The organism is Providencia sp. PROV024 (assembly GCF_032709665.1).
GTDB lineage: Bacteria > Pseudomonadota > Gammaproteobacteria > Enterobacterales > Enterobacteriaceae > Providencia > Providencia huashanensis.
The window spans coordinates 3,444,844-3,464,256 of record NZ_CP120545.1 but is presented as its reverse complement, the minus strand read 5'-3'; the positions used below and the strand labels follow the sequence as shown (position 1 = coordinate 3,464,256).

General features: G+C 37.0%; 15 protein-coding genes. 9 read left to right on the top strand and 6 right to left on the bottom strand.

The window, feature by feature from the left end; genetic code table 11:
* Positions 1-146: 146 nt before the first annotated feature.
* Positions 147-1,493, bottom strand: a complete 1,347-nt coding sequence (locus P3L56_RS15990; protein WP_042848235.1) for an MATE family efflux transporter — start codon at positions 1,491-1,493, stop codon at positions 147-149.
* 197 nt (positions 1,494-1,690) lie between these two features.
* Between P3L56_RS15990 and P3L56_RS15985 the strand changes: the two genes are divergently transcribed.
* The 3 genes from P3L56_RS15985 (at position 1,691) to P3L56_RS15975 (ending at position 4,201) form a co-directional block, all read left to right on the top strand.
* Complete coding sequence (locus P3L56_RS15985; RefSeq protein ID WP_042848233.1) at positions 1,691-2,587, top strand: diaminopimelate dehydrogenase; 897 nt, start codon at positions 1,691-1,693, stop codon at positions 2,585-2,587.
* 176 nt (positions 2,588-2,763) lie between these two features.
* Entirely contained in the window at positions 2,764-3,501 is a 738-nt protein-coding gene (locus P3L56_RS15980; protein ID WP_042848231.1) for a hypothetical protein, read from the top strand.
* Between the two features lie 4 nt (positions 3,502-3,505).
* Complete coding sequence (locus P3L56_RS15975; protein WP_198860874.1) at positions 3,506-4,201, top strand: hypothetical protein; 696 nt, start codon at positions 3,506-3,508, stop codon at positions 4,199-4,201.
* A 56-nt stretch (positions 4,202-4,257) separates the two neighbouring features.
* Here the strand turns inward: P3L56_RS15975 and P3L56_RS15970 are convergent, their stop codons facing one another.
* On the bottom strand, positions 4,258-5,085 hold the full coding sequence (locus tag P3L56_RS15970) for a phosphoenolpyruvate hydrolase family protein (RefSeq protein ID WP_042848226.1): 828 nt from the start codon (positions 5,083-5,085) through the stop codon (positions 4,258-4,260).
* Positions 5,086-5,097: 12 nt separating this feature from the next.
* Positions 5,098-6,318, bottom strand: coding sequence for a Tm-1-like ATP-binding domain-containing protein (locus P3L56_RS15965; protein ID WP_166686043.1), 1,221 nt, complete (start codon positions 6,316-6,318; stop codon positions 5,098-5,100).
* A 380-nt stretch (positions 6,319-6,698) separates the two neighbouring features.
* Here P3L56_RS15965 and P3L56_RS15960 point away from each other — a divergent pair, with 380 nt between their 5' ends.
* Together P3L56_RS15960 and P3L56_RS15955 are read left to right on the top strand one after the other, a co-directional pair.
* Entirely contained in the window at positions 6,699-7,325 is a 627-nt protein-coding gene (locus P3L56_RS15960; protein WP_042848223.1) for a TetR/AcrR family transcriptional regulator, read from the top strand.
* A gap of 185 nt (positions 7,326-7,510) precedes the next feature.
* The gene (locus tag P3L56_RS15955) at positions 7,511-8,551 is read left to right on the top strand and encodes an AbrB family transcriptional regulator (protein WP_166686044.1); all 1,041 of its coding nucleotides are present in this window, start codon (positions 7,511-7,513) and stop codon (positions 8,549-8,551) included.
* 104 nt (positions 8,552-8,655) lie between these two features.
* Here the strand turns inward: P3L56_RS15955 and P3L56_RS15950 are convergent, their stop codons facing one another.
* Positions 8,656-9,003 carry a YacC family pilotin-like protein gene (locus tag P3L56_RS15950; protein WP_042848221.1) on the bottom strand — a complete coding sequence of 116 codons (348 nt, stop codon included), beginning with the start codon at positions 9,001-9,003 and terminating at the stop codon, positions 8,656-8,658.
* Between the two features lie 240 nt (positions 9,004-9,243).
* Here P3L56_RS15950 and cueO point away from each other — a divergent pair, with 240 nt between their 5' ends.
* A complete protein-coding gene (gene cueO, locus P3L56_RS15945) occupies positions 9,244-10,878 on the top strand; it encodes a multicopper oxidase CueO (protein ID WP_042848220.1) in 1,635 nt (544 codons plus the stop codon).
* A gap of 127 nt (positions 10,879-11,005) precedes the next feature.
* Entirely contained in the window at positions 11,006-11,542 is a 537-nt protein-coding gene (hpt, locus tag P3L56_RS15940) for a hypoxanthine phosphoribosyltransferase (protein WP_042848219.1), read from the top strand.
* Positions 11,543-11,621: 79 nt separating this feature from the next.
* On the opposite strand, the gene P3L56_RS15935 is transcribed toward hpt, so the two are convergent.
* Entirely contained in the window at positions 11,622-15,782 is a 4,161-nt protein-coding gene (locus P3L56_RS15935) for a filamentous hemagglutinin N-terminal domain-containing protein (protein ID WP_272686215.1), read from the bottom strand.
* A gap of 427 nt (positions 15,783-16,209) precedes the next feature.
* A complete protein-coding gene (gene can / locus P3L56_RS15930; RefSeq protein ID WP_166686046.1) occupies positions 16,210-16,863 on the bottom strand; it encodes a carbonate dehydratase in 654 nt (217 codons plus the stop codon).
* Between the two features lie 257 nt (positions 16,864-17,120).
* Between can and P3L56_RS15925 the strand changes: the two genes are divergently transcribed.
* Both P3L56_RS15925 and P3L56_RS15920 read left to right on the top strand, forming a co-directional pair.
* Positions 17,121-18,062, top strand: coding sequence for an ABC transporter ATP-binding protein (locus P3L56_RS15925; RefSeq protein ID WP_198860873.1), 942 nt, complete (start codon positions 17,121-17,123; stop codon positions 18,060-18,062).
* Positions 18,059-18,829 (top strand): ABC transporter permease, encoded by a 771-nt coding sequence (locus P3L56_RS15920; protein ID WP_042848215.1) that lies wholly within the window; start codon positions 18,059-18,061, stop codon positions 18,827-18,829. The genes P3L56_RS15925 and P3L56_RS15920 overlap by 4 nt, the downstream gene beginning before the upstream one ends.
* Positions 18,830-19,413: the final 584 nt, after the last annotated feature.

Below are 19,413 nucleotides of genomic sequence, written 5' to 3'. Positions count from 1 at the left end.
CTTCGCTATGTTTGGGGGGATATAAGATGCAAAGAGAAAAATTTTCCCTAATTTAATTTATAAAGAATAAATTTTCCCAATGTTGAACTCGCTCACTTTGCCCTGCTGCTTAAAAATGAGCAAGACAAAGTGATCATAGTAGGTTACTAACTTTCAAGGTCTAGGCGTTTGCTTTGCCATTTGCGTGAACGCCAGCGCCATGCATTGGTTAAACCACGTAACCATTCATCGGCGAAGAAACCGAGCCAAATACCGAGTAAGCCCATTTCCATTTTAATGCCTAAGAAATAACCTAACGGAATAGCGACACCCCACATAAAGATAATTGCAGTGCACAGTGGAAAACGGGCATCTCCTGATGCGCGTAATGCATTCACCATCACAATATTAATGGTCCTACCTGGTTCTAAAAAGACAGACAGTAAGAACAGTGGCAATAGTAGTTCAATAATACCTTGGTCATCAGTAATGTTATTTAGGATAGGGTCACGTAATAACCAAAAGGCGATCACCACACCAATAGTGACGTAGAACCCCATCTTGAGGCTTTTCACTCCCCGATTAAAGGCATCTTCAAAACGTTTTGCACCAACAAGGTGACCAACCATAATTTCATTACCAATACTGATAGAAATACCAAATAGCATGATAAATAAGGATAATTGAAAATAGAGTGTCTGCGCTGCTAGTGAGGTTTCGCCCATTAAACCAATAAAGGCAGAAGCCGTCATAAAGTGTAGGATCCAGACAAGGTTTTCCCCTGCAGAGGGGAGACCAATATGCAAGATTTTGCCCAGCATTTTACGTGACCAGTGGACCAACATTATCGGCACAAATTTGATACGTAGGCCATAAAACAGCAGGCAAAAGAGTAGGATCACGGCAACAACACGACCGACAACTGTCGACCATGCAACGCCTTCAAGACCGTATTGAGGTAAGCCAAAGAAACCATAAAGTACAATAATATTTCCAAAAACAGTAATTACGTTGGCAATCAATGTAACCCACATGGCTGGCTGAGCCTTTCCATAAACCCGCAAGCATGCGGCTAAAATAATGGAAATGGCTTCAGGTATTAAGCAAATACCTAAAATACGTAAATAAGTATAACCGTCAGCCATCAAATGTGATGGCATATTCATAATGGTTAAAATACTGTAACCAAAAAATAAAGCGACGAGGGCACTAGAAAAGCCAAGAATAAAGTTAAATGCGATAGAAATATGGATCGCTTGGCTTGCCTTTTCACGGCGTCCAGCCCCTAAATATTGAGCAATAACAACACTGCACCCCACACTAATAAAGTTAAAAATAGTAATAAAAAGGTCAAACACTTGGTTACCTACACCCATTGCAGCTAAATAGGCAGTAGAAACGTGGCTGACCATATAGGTATTAATTAATAAAGTGGCCAAATGGAGAAAAATATCGATAAAAATTGGCCAGCTGAGCGAAAAGAGTGATCGCTCAGTCACATCGGATTGATGCATTGAGAACCTTTATATTCATAAGTATTTGGGAAAGTATTCTGAACCGCTAATTCTACATGGATTCCAACAATGAAAATAGGGTTAAAATGCTTCCATCTGAATAAAGCTAATGTTTTGTTTACTTTTACTTATTCTGTTAGATTTAATTTCGCTATAAATTAATTAATAAGCAACATCAGAACTGTATAGGAGTAAAAATGACAAAAATTAAAGCAGCAATAGTGGGCTATGGCAATATTGGTCGCTATGCACTAGAAGCTGTTCTAGCCGCTGAAGATTTTGAGCTGGTTGGCATCGTGCGTCGTAATACACAAGATATTCCTGCTGAACTTTCCGCTTATAAAGTGGTTGATGATATTGAAAAGCTAGGGAAGGTAGATGTTGCTCTACTGTGTTCGCCAACGCGTGCGATCGCGCCATTAGCAGAAAAAATACTGGCCAAGGGGATTAATACTGTTGATAGCTTTGATGTTCACTCAGATATTGTGGCGTTAAAACACCGTTTAGATGACGTGGCTAAACAGCATAATAGTGTGGCGGTTGTCTCTGCTGGCTGGGACCCCGGCTCAGATTCTATCATGCGTACTTTAATGTTAGCTATGGCGCCAAAAGGTGTGACTTATACTAACTTTGGTCCCGGTATGAGCATGGGGCACAGTGTGGCAGCCAAAGCCATTGATGGGGTAAAAGATGCTCTATCTGTGACTATTCCGTTGGGAACAGGGGTTCACCGCCGCATGGTATACATTGAACTTGAAGCGGGTGCAAAGTTTGATGATGTGGCTCAAGCCATTAAAGCGGATAGTTATTTTTCATCAGATGAGACGCATATTCGCCAAGTCGATAGTATTGATGCACTAAAAGATGTTGGTCATGGCGTTCATATGACCCACAAAGGGGTTTCAGGGGCAACACATAATCAGTTATTTGAATACTCAATGCGCATTAATAACCCGGCGTTAACCTCACAGTTTATGGTTTCTGCTGCTCGAGCTACCATGAAGCAAGCTGCGGGTGCTTATACTGTGATTGAAATCCCACCAGTGAATTTCCTGCAAGGTGACTTAGATACATTAATTGCCAAATTGGTTTAATCACAATAGGTAATTTTTCATTAATGGCATGGAGGTTCATTCCATGTCATCTTGTCTTAATTTATTACAGTTGTTCTTACGCTAAGTTTGTTATTCAGATTTAATGCACTGTTTATTATTTGTATTATCAAGTAGCTTATAAAGAAAAAATATATTGTTGAAAACGGAGTAAGATAATGGCGAAGTCGTCAGGGAATGGACAAGTGGAAACCAAAACAAATAAAAACCAAGGTTTTTTCCCAAAAGAACCAGCAGTAAAAAGTGTGCAAGAAAGTTCACATTCTTTTAGTCTTATTCGCGTTTTTTCAAAGCTAATTAATTATGGTTTCTCTCTTTTCTATGTTGGCTTTATTTTATCAGTGTGGTTTTTTCCTGAGTATTACACGGTGGAAATTATCTATAACCTAACGCTGATCCTGATCTTTGAATTTATTTTAGTTCACTCCGGTGTATTTATGGCGGTATTTCGTGATTGGCGGATATTAATGCTATTTGCGTTGCTATATGGTTTATTTGCATTAGCAATTAATATGGCAGTATTAGGTGACTCTCCGCTAATCTTATACTTGTATAGTGCTACTGTGGCGAACCGAATGCTTTTTGGTATCAGTAGTCGTACAGAACAAGAACGCGGAGAAAATATGGGCTATTCGGCTTTGATGGCATTAAATTTCATGTTTTGTATTTTCTTTGTAATTATTTTGTCTTTTCTTGTTCCTTATGGTGGATTAACGCCAGAGTATTTAAGGTCCATTGATTATTATTCCAGTATTTCTTCAGGCGGTGAATTTCCAGAAAAACCTCATGTGGCTTTTGCTTTTGGTGTTCTTTACTTTGGAATGCCGTTATTTATGGCCTGCCTAATGCATTTTTTGTGTAAAGGGCACTCTATTTACCAAAAAAAAGAGAAGTAATATTGTGGCAAGGAAGATCAGAAATAGAAAACATGCCAATAAACGCTCGACATCATTTACAGCGAAAGGGAAACGTCATTTTGTTGCATCAGACAAACAGCAAGGAATGATGAGTTTTTTACCTGAGTTAGTGGATCACGGCTTAACTATTTTTTATATCGGTTTTTTATTGTCTTTATGGTTTTTCCCCGATTGGTCGGGGGTTGAAGTTGTTTACAATATGGTGTTGATTCTGCTGTTCGAATTTATTTTAGTGCATATGAGCACGATGATGGCAGTGTTACAACGTGGTTTTTTCTTTGTTTTTGTGGCTGCTATTTTAGGCGGTGTGGCCTATATTTTTCATACAACACAGATTAATTCTTCTGCTATTCTTTATATTTACGCTGCTACGTTAATTAATCGAATTATCATTGGACGCCAACAAGGGAGCCAATTTGATAATTTTAATGCCTTCGATGAAGGGATTGCAAAATTACGCCATTATGTTGCGTGTTTTATCATTGCTGTATTTCTAACGCATTATTTACCCCAAGGGGGGCTCACTGAGCAATACCTTGAAGAGAATAATTATTATGGCATGTTAAAAATGACAGGCATGACAGAAAACCCATTAATCATTATTCAATTTGGCGTTTTGTACTATTCTACTTCTCTGCTTTGGGTGTTGTGGCGTTTTTTAAAACGGCATAAAAAATAAAAAAGCGCCTATCGAAATAGGCGCCTGGTGTTGGCAAAACAAAAAAATAATAAAAATTAACGTGTTATTGTTTTAAATTGCTGTGTAGTCTTTGTGAGTGCGACTTCGGTAGGCAAACGTTCCATTGAACTTGCGCCATAAAAACCATGGCAGTCAGGGCAGTTTGCTAAAATATATTCGGCATCTTCAGGTGTTGCGATAGGGCCACCGTGACAAAGCACAATAACATCATCACGTACTGCTTTAGCGGCTTTAGCCCATTCATTGATTAGTGGCACACAATCTTTCAGTGTCAGTGCGGTTTCTGCACCAATATTACCACCTGTTGTTAGCCCCATGTGTGGCACGATGATATCAGCGCCTGCTTCAGTCATCGCTACAGCATCTTCAGCGCTAAATACGTATGGCGTTGTCAGGAGGTCTTTTTCATGTGCCATACGGATCATATCGACTTCTAGGTCATAACCCATTCCCGTTTCTTCCAAATTAGCACGGAAATTACCATCGATTAAGCCAACTGTTGGGAAGTTTTGTACGCCCGCAAAGCCTGTTGTTTTGATGTCATCTAAAAACTTATCAAATTGGCAGAATGGGTCAGTACCGTTTACACCAGCAAGAACAGGGGTGTGCTTAACTACTGGTAATACTTCTTTTGCCATATCCATGACAATTTCATTGGCATTGCCGTAAGCGAGTAAGCCTGCGAGTGACCCACGACCCGCCATACGGTAACGGCCTGAATTATAAATAACAATTAAATCAATACCGCCAGCCTCTTCACACTTAGCAGATAGACCCGTACCAGCACCACCGCCGATAATTGGTTCGCCGCGAGCAATCATTGCTCTGAATTTTTTTAATAAATCTGCGCGGTTATGTTTCATAATTAACCTCTATTATTTGTTCAAAATATCCTGGTGTAGTTGAATAACCTGCTCACAAAACTCTTGGGAGTTAATGTGATAAGGACTCAAAATAAGCTGTCTTTTTTCTGTTTTAATTAAATTTTCATTGAGCGCATCAATAAAGGCTTGGTCAGCAATTGGGTCCCAGAAAGGAGCCCCATCGATATCTAATGCTGAAAACCCTGCTGTTGGAACAATAAAACGGATCTCTCCCTCACAACGATTTAATTTTTCGGCGATCCAGCGGCCCATCTGTTGGTTTTCTTCTTTTGTTGTTCTCATCAATGTGACTTGGGCATTATGATGATAAAATAAGCGGCCTTGGTAATGTTCGGGAACCGTAGAAGGGCGGCCAAAATTGACCATATCCAAAGCGCCACAGGACATAACGCAAGGTGTCTGAGTGCGTTCGATAGCGCCAAAGCGATCCTCATCACAGGCTAACACGCCGCCAAAAAGGTAATCACAAACCTCAGTCGTCGTGATATCTAATACGGAATGAAGTAGCTTACTATCAATCAGTTTTTCCATCGCTTTACCGCCACTGCCCGTTGCATGGAATACAAGGCAGTCATATTGTTCTTCTAATTGCGCGGTTAATTGCTGAACACATGGGGTGGTGACACCAAACATAGTTAAGGCAATTGCTGGTTTCAAATCAATGTTTTCTTCGGTGTCTTGATCAAACCAAACAGCCCCAGCGATTTGGTTCGCGGCATTTTTTAATACCTTACGGGAAATTACATTTAATCCTGATACATCTGTTACGGAGTACATCATAGAAATATCACTGGCTCCGATATAGCCAGAAATATCTCCTGAGGCCATAGTGGATACCATGAGCTTAGGAATACCAACGGGTAATACTTGCATTGCTGGTGTGATTAGCGCAGTACCGCCTGAGCCGCCTAAACCAAGAATTGCAGCTACATCTGTTTGGGCTGAAAGATATAAGCTAAAGGCTTGTGCCATCGCTTCTATTGCTTTACCTCTATCGCCACAGAATACGGCGTTTGCACCAAGAGGGTGAAAACTTGCTACAGTACTTGCACTGACATCTGCATTTTTTTCTAATTGAGTCTTTTGTGTTGTCAGGTCAACAGTACGCACAGCTAATCCGGCACTTTTTATTAATTCACTGACATAAAAAACTTCAGCGCTTTTGGTATCAAGTGTTGTTGCAACATAGATAAAACCCTGATTTTTTTTCATTGAAAAATCCTTTCAGATAGAAGCGGGTCGTTGAATTTCCCATCATAATGAGACTATAGTATCATTTTGGATAAATGTAAAATGAGACTGCCGTCTCATTTTTAGGTTTGTTGTAGAGGTAAATAGTTGTTAGTATCTATATCTTATTGATAAATATTAGTAATTGTTTTTTATGATGGTGAATCAATGATTAGGTTGGTAATACAAAGTTACAGTATAATTTATCATGAATGATAATTTGTTTTATGGAGAGCAGGGAAAAGCTCGAGGTGACAGCGTAAATTCATCTTTTTAATAGAGATGGTTACTTGCTTGTTGTTGTGCTTTATTAGTGACATTGACTAAACTTGTGGTAAGAAACAGTATTTTAAGGGTAAATAATGCCGAAGATTAATTCAGAACTACAATATAAGGGCACTCGAAAACGTACCTATGTACTATTGGTCACTACGGCTTTAGATTTATTTGAAAAGGGAGCTATGCCTTCTGTTTCGGAACTCGCTTTAGAAGCAGGAGTTTCTCGTGCAACTGCATATCGATACTTTCCAACACAAACTGATTTAATTACCGCAGTAGTTAATGAGAGTTTAGGGCCTATTTTAACTTGGCGCCCACAAAGCGTAAAAACGGAAGAGCGCATTGATGAGCTATTAACATATGCTTTTCCTCGAATGTTTGAACATGAAGGAGTATTGCGAGCGGCGTTACAAGCATCATTACAACAATGGGCTCAAGGTCGGTCTACCCCACTCAGTATAAAAGACAAACGGCTGGAAAGAGGTAACCGTAAAGATATCCTAACGATGGTGACGTCACCAATGAAATCAGAATTTCCGCAAGAAATTATTGATAAAGTGATCCGTGCTTTTTCTGTTATTTACGGCTCTGAAATATTTTTAGTGTTGAAAGATATTTGGAAAATGGAAGATTCCCAAGTCACCGAATTAGCGCAGTGGATGGCAAAAGCGATCATGAACCAAGCCGTTGCAGATAATGCGAATAAGTAAATATTCGTTAACGGACTTAACTGGTTTTTATCGACTGAAGTCAAAAAGATAAAATCAAAGTCTGATAAATAATCAATTAGTAGTGAATAATTACTATGGTGATAATTAAATCGATACTAGCCCCATATGGCATCGTTAATATGATATAAACTAAGGCTATAAATAATCTGAACGGTTAATGCCATATGATGAAGTTATTGAAAATGATAGGTGGGATTGCCATCTGTTCATTGATCGGCGGTGGGCTTACTTACCTAGGTATCCCACTTGCACTTATGTTTGGGCCGATTATCGCTGTTATTATTTTTCATCGTTTTGGTGTTTCTTTTGCTGTACCTAAGCATACGATTACTTTCGTTCAAGTTACCTTAGGGACTTCTGTTGGGTTGATGTTTAATCAGGTTTCCCTTAATGAGGCAGATAATTTATTTCTTTTATTATTAATGTTAGTTGTATGTTTAGCGGTACAATTTTCATTTAGTTTTTTTTGGTTTTATCGAAAAGTTGGTTGGACGAAACAAGAAGCAATGCTTGGCTCAGTGCCTGGGGCAATGGCCGCTATTTTAGCCTTAACTGACCATACCCATACGCCGCCACAAAAAATTGTTATTTCACATACAATTCGCTTAATTATCCTGATTTTATTAGCAGGGATCGTTGTAGGTAGTGATGGTGATCCGCAACCTATCATAGAATTACCAGTACTAACTTTAACCTCAACGCTATGGTTATTGGTGATTATAGCGGTTGGTTTGGGGGCAGGGCTTATTTTGCAGCGTTTAAGGGTTCCAGCTCCATTTATGCTAACGTCATTAGCTGCAGCAACGTTGATTCAAAGTTTTCTAGATACCCCATTAAGTTTCCCATTGATGTTAACTGAACTGAGTATGGTATTAATTGGGATGAACATTGGTAATCATTTTATTGTTTTCCCACTTTCCTCATTGATTAAAAATATTTACTCCTCTGCACAAGTAGTTATCATTAATATCGCATTAACTTTCCTGATTACTGTATTTGCCTCTTGGGTAACGGGTTATGATATTTCTGTACTTTTACTGGCTTGGGCTCCAGGTAGTATGGAAGCAATGACCTTTGCTGCGATTACGATGAACCTTGATGCTGGCTTTGTTATGTCAAACCATATTATCAGAATGGTTATTATCCAAAGTATTCCATCGATTGCTTTATTTTGGCAGGAAAAAAAGGCTAAAAGGCAAGGTTAATGTAGCGTGGTAAAAAGAAAGAAAACAGACAGAAAAGGTACGGGTGTGTTTTCTTTCTTTTGTTATACTTGGTTTTAAACAACCTGTATTAATTCATTTTAGGGTTATTTAACATAAGCAAAAAGGCCGAGGGAATCTCGAGCAAGTGATTGGCATTTAAACTCGGTTGTCAGTGGTATTCCTTTTAAGTCTTTATAACTTTCTTTATTGAGAACGGTCATTTTTTCAGAATTATAATTGCTCAGATCCCATTTATTACTTTTAGCGAAGTAAACAATAGCCCGTTCGATTTCCCTGTCAGGGATTTGGGAGTACCCACAGTCATATTTTAGATAAATGAAAACAGCCGTCAGATCAGCGAGATCTTCAGCTTCATTGTTAGAAAGTGCTCTGGAAGAATTGGTTATCCCTAACAGAGTCATCAGGCATGACATCAATATAAATTTGCGCATTCGTTATTCTATCTGTTTTCTATGTCAAGTTACGTTAGCATAAGAATAGAATTGTTAGTCAACTATATTTTTCTTAAATCCATGTAATAAACCCACAATTACAGAGTGGATTTATTGACCTTCCTGTAAGGGGAGGCTTTATCATTCCTTTATTAAACCATGTTTTGCATAGAAAGGGTAATTTGCCATAACTTACTCTGATAATGATTATTTATTTGATAAACAAAAGGAAGGTTATCAATGCTACGTCGCGATTTTCTTAAGTTAAGTGCTATCACATACGCTGCAAGTGCGCTGCCTATTTGGAGCCGCATCGCGGTCGCAGCCGAAAATTACCCAACTCTTGCTATTCCGCCATTACTAGAGCCTGATGAGCAGGGAAATATTCAGTTAGCAATTCAGCAAGGTGTTTCTCAATTTGTCCCTGGAAAGAAAACGACAACATGGGGCTATAACGGAAATTTACTGGGGCCTGCGGTTAGTTTGAAAAACGGGCAAAGTGTGAATGTGAATATTATTAACCAGCTACCGGAAGAAACCACTGTTCATTGGCATGGTTTAGAAATCTCAGGTGAACAAGATGGTGGTCCGCAAGCGATTATCCAACCAGGAGCAAGCCGTAAAGTCAATTTTACGGTTAATCAAAGCGAAGCAACTTGCTGGTTCCATCCTCATACTCATGGAAAAACAGGCCACCAAGTGGCGATGGGGTTAGCGGGTTTAGTGATAATTAAAGACGATGATAGTACCAAGCAGGGGCTGCCAAGTTCTTGGGGAGTGGATGATATTCCTGTTATTTTACAAGATAAACGTTTAAAAGATGATGGTCAGATTGATTATCAACTCGATGTGATGAGTGCCGCGGTGGGTTGGTTTGGCGATATGATGCTAACTAACGGGGCTGTTTATCCAAAACATGTGGCACCTAAAGGCTGGCTGCGCTTGAGATTACTGAATGGCTGTAATGCTCGTAGCTTAAATATTTCGACCAGTGATGGGCGTAAAATGTATGTTGTTGCCAGTGATGGCGGTTTACTCGCTGAGCCAGTTGCTCTAACTGAATTACCTATTTTAATGGGCGAACGCTTCGAAGTACTTATTGATGCTTCAGATGGTCGCGCTTTTGATCTTGTGACCTTACCTGTTGGGCAAATGGGTATGACTATCGCACCTTTTGACCAGCCATTACCTGTTTTACGTATCGAAACAACATTAACACCGAGTGAAGGAAAACTGCCTTCAACGCTTGCTGCAATACCGGCTATCCCTTCTCTTGCTGGTTTAAATCGCCGCCGGTTCCATTTAATGATGGATATGCGTTTGGATATGCAAGGTATGATGATGTTACGTGAAAAATATGGTCCGCAAGCAATGGGCAATATGGGCGGACATGGCGCTATGATGGGAAATATGGGTCATGGGGCGATGATGAATAATGGAGAAATGAACCATGGGAACATGGGACAAGGAAATAAACGTGGTGGGATGGGGAATGGAGGCCATTGTGGAACTAATTCAGGTGATTTAGACATTCACAATGCAAATACTATTAATGGACAAGTTTTCTCAATGACGCATCCTGCATTTAATGCCCCAATAGGTAAGCAAGAGATTTGGGTTGTTTCAGGGCGTGGTGACATGATGTTACACCCATTCCATGTGCATGGAACGCGTTTTCGTATTTTAAAAGAAAATGGCCAAGCGGTAGCGCCACACCGGCAAGGTTGGAAAGACATCGTTAAAGTTGAAGGGCAAGTGAGTGAAATTTTGGTGGAATTTAATCACCCTGCAACACAGCAGCATCCTTTTATGGCTCACTGTCATCTACTTGAGCATGAAGACACCGGCATGATGATGGGCTTTACTGTAAGTTAAGCGATATCCTAATTTTTAGGACAAAATGCAGTACTAAATTTTAGTACTGCATTTTCCTTTATTAGTATCTAGGTTCTGCCTATGCTAAAATTACGCGCTTTCCATTTCCATAGATGCGTAATTGAAGATGAAACATACCCTTGAAGTCATGATCTCTGAAGAAGAGATTGCACAACGAATCAGTGAATTAGCAGATAAAATTAGCACTCATTATCAACAAGTTGATGGTGAGTTAGTCCTTGTTGGTCTGCTAAAAGGTTCCTTTATTTTTATGGCTGATTTGTGCCGTAAAATTAATGTTCCCCATGAAGTCGATTTTATGACTGTTTCAAGTTATGGCAATGCAATGACATCGAGTCGTGATGTGAAAATTGTCAAAGATTTGGATGAAGATATTCGTGATAAACATGTCTTGATCGTGGAAGATATTATCGATTCAGGCAATACCTTAAATAAAGTCCGTGAGATTTTCGAATTACGTGGCCCCAAATCAGTCGCAATTTGTACATTACTTGATAAGCCTTCACGTCGAGAAGTGGATGTCCCTGTCGAGTGGATTGGCTATTCAATTGAAGACAAATTTGTGGTTGGTTATGGTATCGATTACGCTCAACAGTACCGTCATTTGCCTTATATTGGTCATGTAACCTTACTTGAAGATTAAAGTATAAATAACGAATAACTAAAAAGGACAGCAATGCTGTCCTTTTGTTTATTCTCATTGAAATTTCAGTGAATTATTTTTAGTTATTCTCGATAATGACAGGATAACCAGTAATTTTTCCATTATTATTATTAAGGTTAGGCGTAATTAATTTAGTGGTATTTCCTGAACTGATTTTCCCATAATAATTGTAAATAGAATCATCCGCTTTAGCCGTTAAATCAAGACCTGCACTCATAATACCGTCATAGTTAGAAATTCTGTTCGCACTCGCATTTAGATTTCCTGTACTATTGATTTGAGAATAGTTATTATTGATTTCATTGTCCATTGTAATATCAATGTCAGCTTGCCCTGCAGCAGGGAAGATAGCGTTGGTTTGAATCATACCAGAAGCATTATTCAACTGAACTCCTTTGAGCTTGATATTACCATTATTGGCAACAATACCACCTTTTTGACTTGGTAAACCAAGGTAGTAAGTGTTTTTGCTAAAATCAGATGAATTAGTGTTGCTAATATAATCAGCATTCATCACTAAGTTATTATCAGCTTTAATTAACCCACTGCTATTGGTTAAGTACTTAGAAATAAAGTTAAGGTTAAAGCCTTTAATATAGCCAGATTTATTAGTTAAATTATCAACTTTAAATGTAGATTTACCGTTGTTAGAAATAATAATACCGCTATTAGTGAGTTTTGGTGATGTGATATTCATTAGCTTATCACTACTAATAACACCCCTTGTATCATTAGTGATTTCTTTTTGCGCAGTAATATCCATTCTGCCTGTTACTGCTTGAATAACCGAAGACAGGTTATTGATAATATCAGAATCAATAGTTACACGGCGGTTAGCTTGGATTGTGCTAGATGATTTATTTTCAATTGTATGACCAGTGAAGCTAAAGTCTCTACCGGCAGATATTATTGCTTGCTCATTATAAATCCTATCACCGGTGAAATTGATATCTTGACCAGCAATAAATCTATTTTTTCCATGTATGCTACGACTATCCGCACGATTATGGATCGTATCGGCACTCGCATTAATATCGCCTTTTTCAGCTTTTATTAAACCGCCTTCATTATGGATATCTCCAGAAATATTTAAGTTAATGTTATTATTTGCGCTAATTAACCCATTATAACGGTTTGTTAAACCTCCGTTAGAGTTAATACTTATATTACCAGCACTAGAAATAATATTTCCTTTGTCATTATCAAAAGAGAAGCGACTAGTCGACGTTAGATCAATGTTGCCTTTAGCTTGGATCATTCCACTGTTTCTTATGCCACTACCATTAACAGTTAACCCACCATTTCCAGTCGAAATTAAGCCATAATTGCTTAGAAAACGCTCTGATTCATTGACATTGATATTCATTTTTTCAGCAGTTAAACTGCCGCCAGATGCAACGGTTACACCATAGTGATTTTGGTTATAATAACCAGATAAACTAGAAAGTACATTGCCACTTTGGTCAAACAGATTATAGCCTGTTGATATATTTAACTCATTGGCTTTGACATCACCATTAATCAACACAGAGCGAGCAATAAAATCAACAGCATTGTTAGATGTTAGATTTTTATTAACAGTAATCTGACCTTTGTTGACGTTATATCCGATTAAGTTATCACCAACAACCAGTGGCGTACCAGTTACAAAGGCTCCACGTGATGCATTAATAAATCCACAGCTATTACAAGTAATACCGGAAGCATTAGCTACAATGACTTGTGCGGCTGTACCAGCAACTTCCATCATGCCGTTAATGAGACTGATATTGTTACCAACAACTTCATTTAAAATAACTGTTGCTTCTTTGCCTGCGGTTATATTTTCATTACCAACTATATTTCCACCTAACTGGGTTGTAGTCATGGAACTACTGTTATTGAAAATTATACCTTTTTCGCCCACATTGAAACTTTGGTAAGTATTATGTGAAATACCTTTATTGGTTGGTTTTTTAATATGAACAATATTTAGGCCATTAGGGTTGTAAATAATCCCAGTGCCATCAGTGCTGTAGGTTTTCTGATCATTGTGATCAGTGAAAATACTAGGAGTATAAATCTCAGTTACGTATTGTGAATTAAGTTTACCATAGCTATTATTGATTGCCTCTGCGGATTTTATTTTTAATCCTCCTCCAGAGTTAACTTTACCTTTATAGTTATAAAAGTTATTTGCATCAACTGTGATATTACTATCACTTATCAGTTCACCGAGGTAATTTTTAAATGTCCCAGATAAATTAAACTCCATTCCTCCTACATTCGCAGTTCTTTCTTCTGCTGCGCTTTTAAATACGCCTATCTCGTTGTAAATATTATCGCCAGTGACGGTGATCCCGCCATTTAAAGTTTCAATACCACCAGTTTTATTGGTTAAACCAAATTTAGATGATACTTTAGAAAATAAACTAGAATGTGAGTTATCTAGTATATTGGTATTGAGGACTATGTTGCCATACGAACGAATATATCCACCATAGTTATCTAAGTAATTAGCATCAATACGAAGGTTTTTGGCATCAATAAATCCTTCACCATTGTGAATGCTATTTGATGTAATATTTAGTGTATCACCTGAAATAGATCCTCCTTTATTATTAAGAAAACCTACTTTGAGATTGGAAACATAAGTTGGTACTGGTGGAGTATTAGGGACATTTGTTGGTGAAATAATTTTACCCGTATTAGTCAGTTTAGCCGAGGTGATATTTAATCCTCTACCGCTACTAATAACAGAATTTGCATCATTAGTAATATATTGTGCAATATTTAAGTCGGATTTTGCATTCGTAGAAGTGATTGATGACGAGTTATTAGTTAAAGTATCAGCCTCAATATTTATTTTTCGCTTAGCAGTAATGACTGAGTTAGTGTTTTTTACATCAGAAGTTATATTTAAATTGACATCTCTACCTGATTCAATTTTTGCTTTTTCATTAGTAATGCTATGGGCAGTAATATTGACATCTCTACCTGCAATAAGTCTATCTTGAGGTTTAGAGTTATAATTGCCTCGCCATTGATAAACCGCACCTCTAGCATCAATATTAACATCACCTGTTTCAGCTTTGATCAAACCTTCTTCATTATGAATATCTTTCGTTTTAATATTAATGTTATTTTTAGCGCTAATTAAAGAATCATAACGATTCAGTATCCTGTTTTTGCTCTGCAAATTAATATCGCCAGCGGTTGAAATTAGATGACCTTTATTATTGTCAAAAGCGAGAGGATCATCATTAGTTTCATTAGTGATAATGTTAAGGTCATTTTTTGCAGTAATCAGTGCTGTATTAGTAAAGGTGTTTGTATTTATATTAATATTGCCAGAAGATTCAATTTTATTATTATAATTAGTCAGAAACCCATCAGTATTAATGGATAATCCTTTATTTCCAGCTGAGATAACTCCTCTATTTCTTACGCCGACACCACTTTCAGTGGAAACTAAAGTAATTTTATCTGCATACATACCACCTAATGCGGAAACATCAATACCGACAGAAGGTTTGTTACCAGTACCAGCAATAGATGATACAGCATTTCCTTTAGCATCAACAAAGTTATTGCCAGTAACAACTTTAATTTCTTCTGCGTTTAATTTCCCATTGATGAATACAGAACGAGAAATAAGTTCTGTTGGCGAGTCAGAAGTTAGATTTTTATTAACGATGATTTGGCCTTTGGCGACATTATAACCAAGAAGTTCACCATTGCTAACTAGAGGGTTACCGGTTGTGAGCGTTGCACTTTCAGTATTAATAAAGCCGCATGTATTACATGTAATACCAGATGGGTTAGCGACGATAACTTGTGCTTTTTTACCTGCAACCTCGATCATACCATTTAAAGTGGTTGCGTTATTAGAGTTAACCTCGTTAAGAATAACACTTGCTTCCCCACCAGATAAATTAAGGTTTCCGTTGATTAGCCCACCTAATTGGGTATTAACATTATTTTTACTATTGTTTAGGATAACGCCTTTATTATCAACGACAAACTTACTATATATATTGTGAGAAACGCCTTTATCACTTGCTTTATTAATATGAACAATTGTTGGTCCATTGCTTTGATTCATTACACCAGCACCGTTAGTATTAATAATCTCGGCATGGGCAACAAAGCTAACACCTAAAATTGCAGAAACACATAGAACAATTGGCTTCAGTTTTAATGTGGGAGTATAAGATTTATTTTTAATAGGCTGACTCATAGAGATATCCCTAAGATGAATTGAAATTAATGTTTTTAAGTTAATGATATTCCATTATAGCCAGTAAATTATGATGGAATTAAAAAATAAGTATATTTAAAAGTGTTTAACTGACTTTGATTTTTATTTGATAAAATAAAATCTCATTAATAAACGAAATATGGATTAAAATGTAGGCTTTTTTACTAAGTCCTTTAGTATCAATAAATAAGCTTTACTCTATGGTGGGATAACTATGTATTAACACCTAAAAATCTATACTTACATAATTATTCTTATTGAGAGCTAATGTTAAATTTCATTGAATATATATATTTTGTTTTGTTGTTTTTATTATTAATGGAAATCTATTTTATTTTGTTTTTGTATTACTCTATTTTGGGATTAAATAAGAAAAAAGCTCTCAGATGAGAGCTTTCAATTTAAATTATTTTTTTTGGGTTAATGTTGCAATAGCTTCTCTATAACAGAGTTCAAGTTTTTCTCGGCTATCCGCTGTAATATGTAAATCTTGCAAACGACCATTGTTAATACCGTATACCCAGCCGTGGATCATAACATTTTGACCACGTTTCCATGCAGACTGCATAATAGTGGAATGGCCTAAATTATATACTTGTTCTACGACGTTTAATTCACATAAGCGATCGAGGCGTTCACAAGGTTTTAATTCGCCTAACATTGAGCTGTGCCTATACCAGATATCGCGTATATGTAATAGCCAGTTATTAATTAAACCCAGTTCAGTATTATCAACAGCGGCTTCAATACCACCACAGCCATAGTGCCCACAAATAATGATGTGTTCAACTTGGAGTACATCAACAGCATATTGGATAACAGATAAACAGTTGAGGTCGGTGTGAATAACTAAATTGGCGACGTTACGATGAACAAAAAGATCACCCGGTGCTGCGTTAATTAATTTTTCTGCAGGTACTCGGCTATCTGAACAGCCTATCCATAAGAACCTTGGCTTTTGCGCTTTTGATAATTCTTTGAAGAATTCAGGATCTTGCTCTTTTACTGATGCTGACCATGCTTCATTGTTAGCAAACAGTTCTTCGATTTTTCTCATCATGACTTATAGCCTAGTTGTGTTACTTTGCGATAAAATTTTATACAACATTTATTGATTAATTAATAATTAGTTATACTAATTCCAACCCCCTTATGATGAACCTGTCATTTAGACAAGACAACCATTAATTACTAACATGTTGAATTATATTACATAAATTAATTATCTCTTTTCTGCATAACATAGAACAGAAAAAAATGGCATCATAAGACTATATTGCCTCTAAACCGTCTTAAGAATAAAGGTTTTTTTTACATATGACATATGCACTTGAGTTATTACAGTTAACCAAAACCTACCCTGGTGGAGTGAGAGCCCTAAGAGGAATAGACCTAAGCGTTGAAGATGGAGACTTTTACGCATTGTTAGGGCCAAATGGCGCGGGTAAATCAACAACAATTGGCATCATCAGTTCATTAGTTAATAAAACAAGTGGTTCTGTAAAAGTTTTTGGTTACGATTTAGAAAAACAAGTTGTTCAAGCTAAGCAGCAACTTGGTTTAGTCCCTCAGGAATTCAATTTCAACCCATTTGAAACAGTATTACAAATAGTGCTTAATCAAGCGGGGTATTATGGCGTCTCTCGTCCTGTTGCCGTACAACGGGCCGAGCAATATTTGTCGCAGCTTGATTTATGGGAGAAGCGTAACGAACGCGCGCGCAATTTGTCTGGGGGCATGAAACGCCGTTTAATGATTGCCCGTGCATTAATGCACCAACCGAAATTATTAATTTTGGATGAACCAACCGCTGGAGTTGATATTGAGCTACGTCGTTCAATGTGGACATTTTTGAAAAGTTTAAATGCGCAAGGGACAACCATTATTTTAACGACACATTATTTGGAAGAAGCCGAAATGTTATGTCGCAATATTGGTATTATTCAACATGGTGAATTAGTTGAGAATACCAGTATGAAGCAACTGTTAAGCCAACTGGAATCAGAAACGTTTATTTTTGATTTAGTGCCAAAAAGCCCTATCCCTCAGTTACTAGGATATGAGTCTCGTTTAATCGATACATCAACCCTTGAAGTCGATGTTAAAAGAGAGCAAGGGTTGAATAGCGTCTTTAGCCAACTTAGTGAGCAAGGTATTCAGATTTTAAGTATGCGTAATAAAGCTAATCGTTTAGAAGAGTTATTTGTTAACTTAGTCAAAAAAGAAAGTAATGTGACTGAAAAGGGGATAGTGCCATGATCTCATTATATTGGGTTGCATTAAAAACCATTTGGATAAAAGAAGTTACCCGATTTGGCCGTATTTGGGTACAAACATTATTACCACCAGTTATTACAATGTCATTGTACTTTGTTATTTTTGGTAATCTGATTGGCTCAAGAATTGGCGATATGGGGGGCGTGGACTATATGCAATTTATAGTACCAGGTCTGATAATGATGGCAGTGATCACTAACTCATACTCAAATGTATGTTCTTCATTTTTTGGGTCTAAATTTCAGAAAAACATTGAGGAATTACTTGTTGCTCCAGTTCCAACCCATATTATTATTGCTGGTTTTGTTGGTGGGGGGGTTGCAAGAGGAATTTTAGTTGGCTTCTTGGTTACTTTAGTATCACTATTTTTTATTCCATTACAGGTTCACTCATGGGTTATGGTCATAGTGACACTTCTATTAACTGCAATTGTGTTTTCATTAGCTGGGTTATTGAATGCTATTTTTGCCAAGACATTTGATGATATTAGCATTGTTCCTACCTTTGTATTAACACCACTAACTTATTTGGGGGGTGTTTTTTATTCATTGTCATTACTACCGCCATTTTGGCAAGCAGTATCCAAGCTGAATCCCATCGTTTATATGATTAGTGGTTTTAGATACGGTTTCTTAGGTATTGCTGATGTTTCTATCGGAATTACCCTTGGGGTGCTTATGATTTTCTTGGTTGTTTTCTATTTGCTGACTTGGTATTTAATTGAGCAAGGTAGAGGGTTACGCAGCTAACTTAGCATATTTTATTTTTCTTAAGGCCATATCTAAATTTGTTATTCAATTTATTAGATATGGCTTTTTATTAGGTATGATTTTAAGTGAAAATACGTAATATATAAATAAGGTGCATTAGGTATAAATACTTAATTTATTGACCGCTAAGTCTGAAGTATAAATACAAAAGTGAATTTAACATAAAATAAGTGGGAGAAAGGTGTGAATTTGGTTTTTATTTATATGTGTAATAGTTTCACTGTGAAATAAATAGTTTTGGAAAATCACATTAGACTGATTTTGAACTTAAATTCTCTCTTTTTTCAATATAAATAATCGTAGTATATGATTTTACCCCTCTAAATATATGGTTTTTATCTGCAATCCTATAGTGTGTAAGGCTTAAAGTCTTAAAATGTAATTAAAGTATTTATTTAATTTTATATATATATAGGAATTGGGTAAATTAACTTTTATAACTAATTAAATTATATTTAAATTTATGATGATGGGTCTGTTAACGATAACAGGCTGGTTTTAACTTGTTTATTAATATAACTTTCTAAATTAAAAGGATGCATTAGTTTAATTTTAACTAAAAA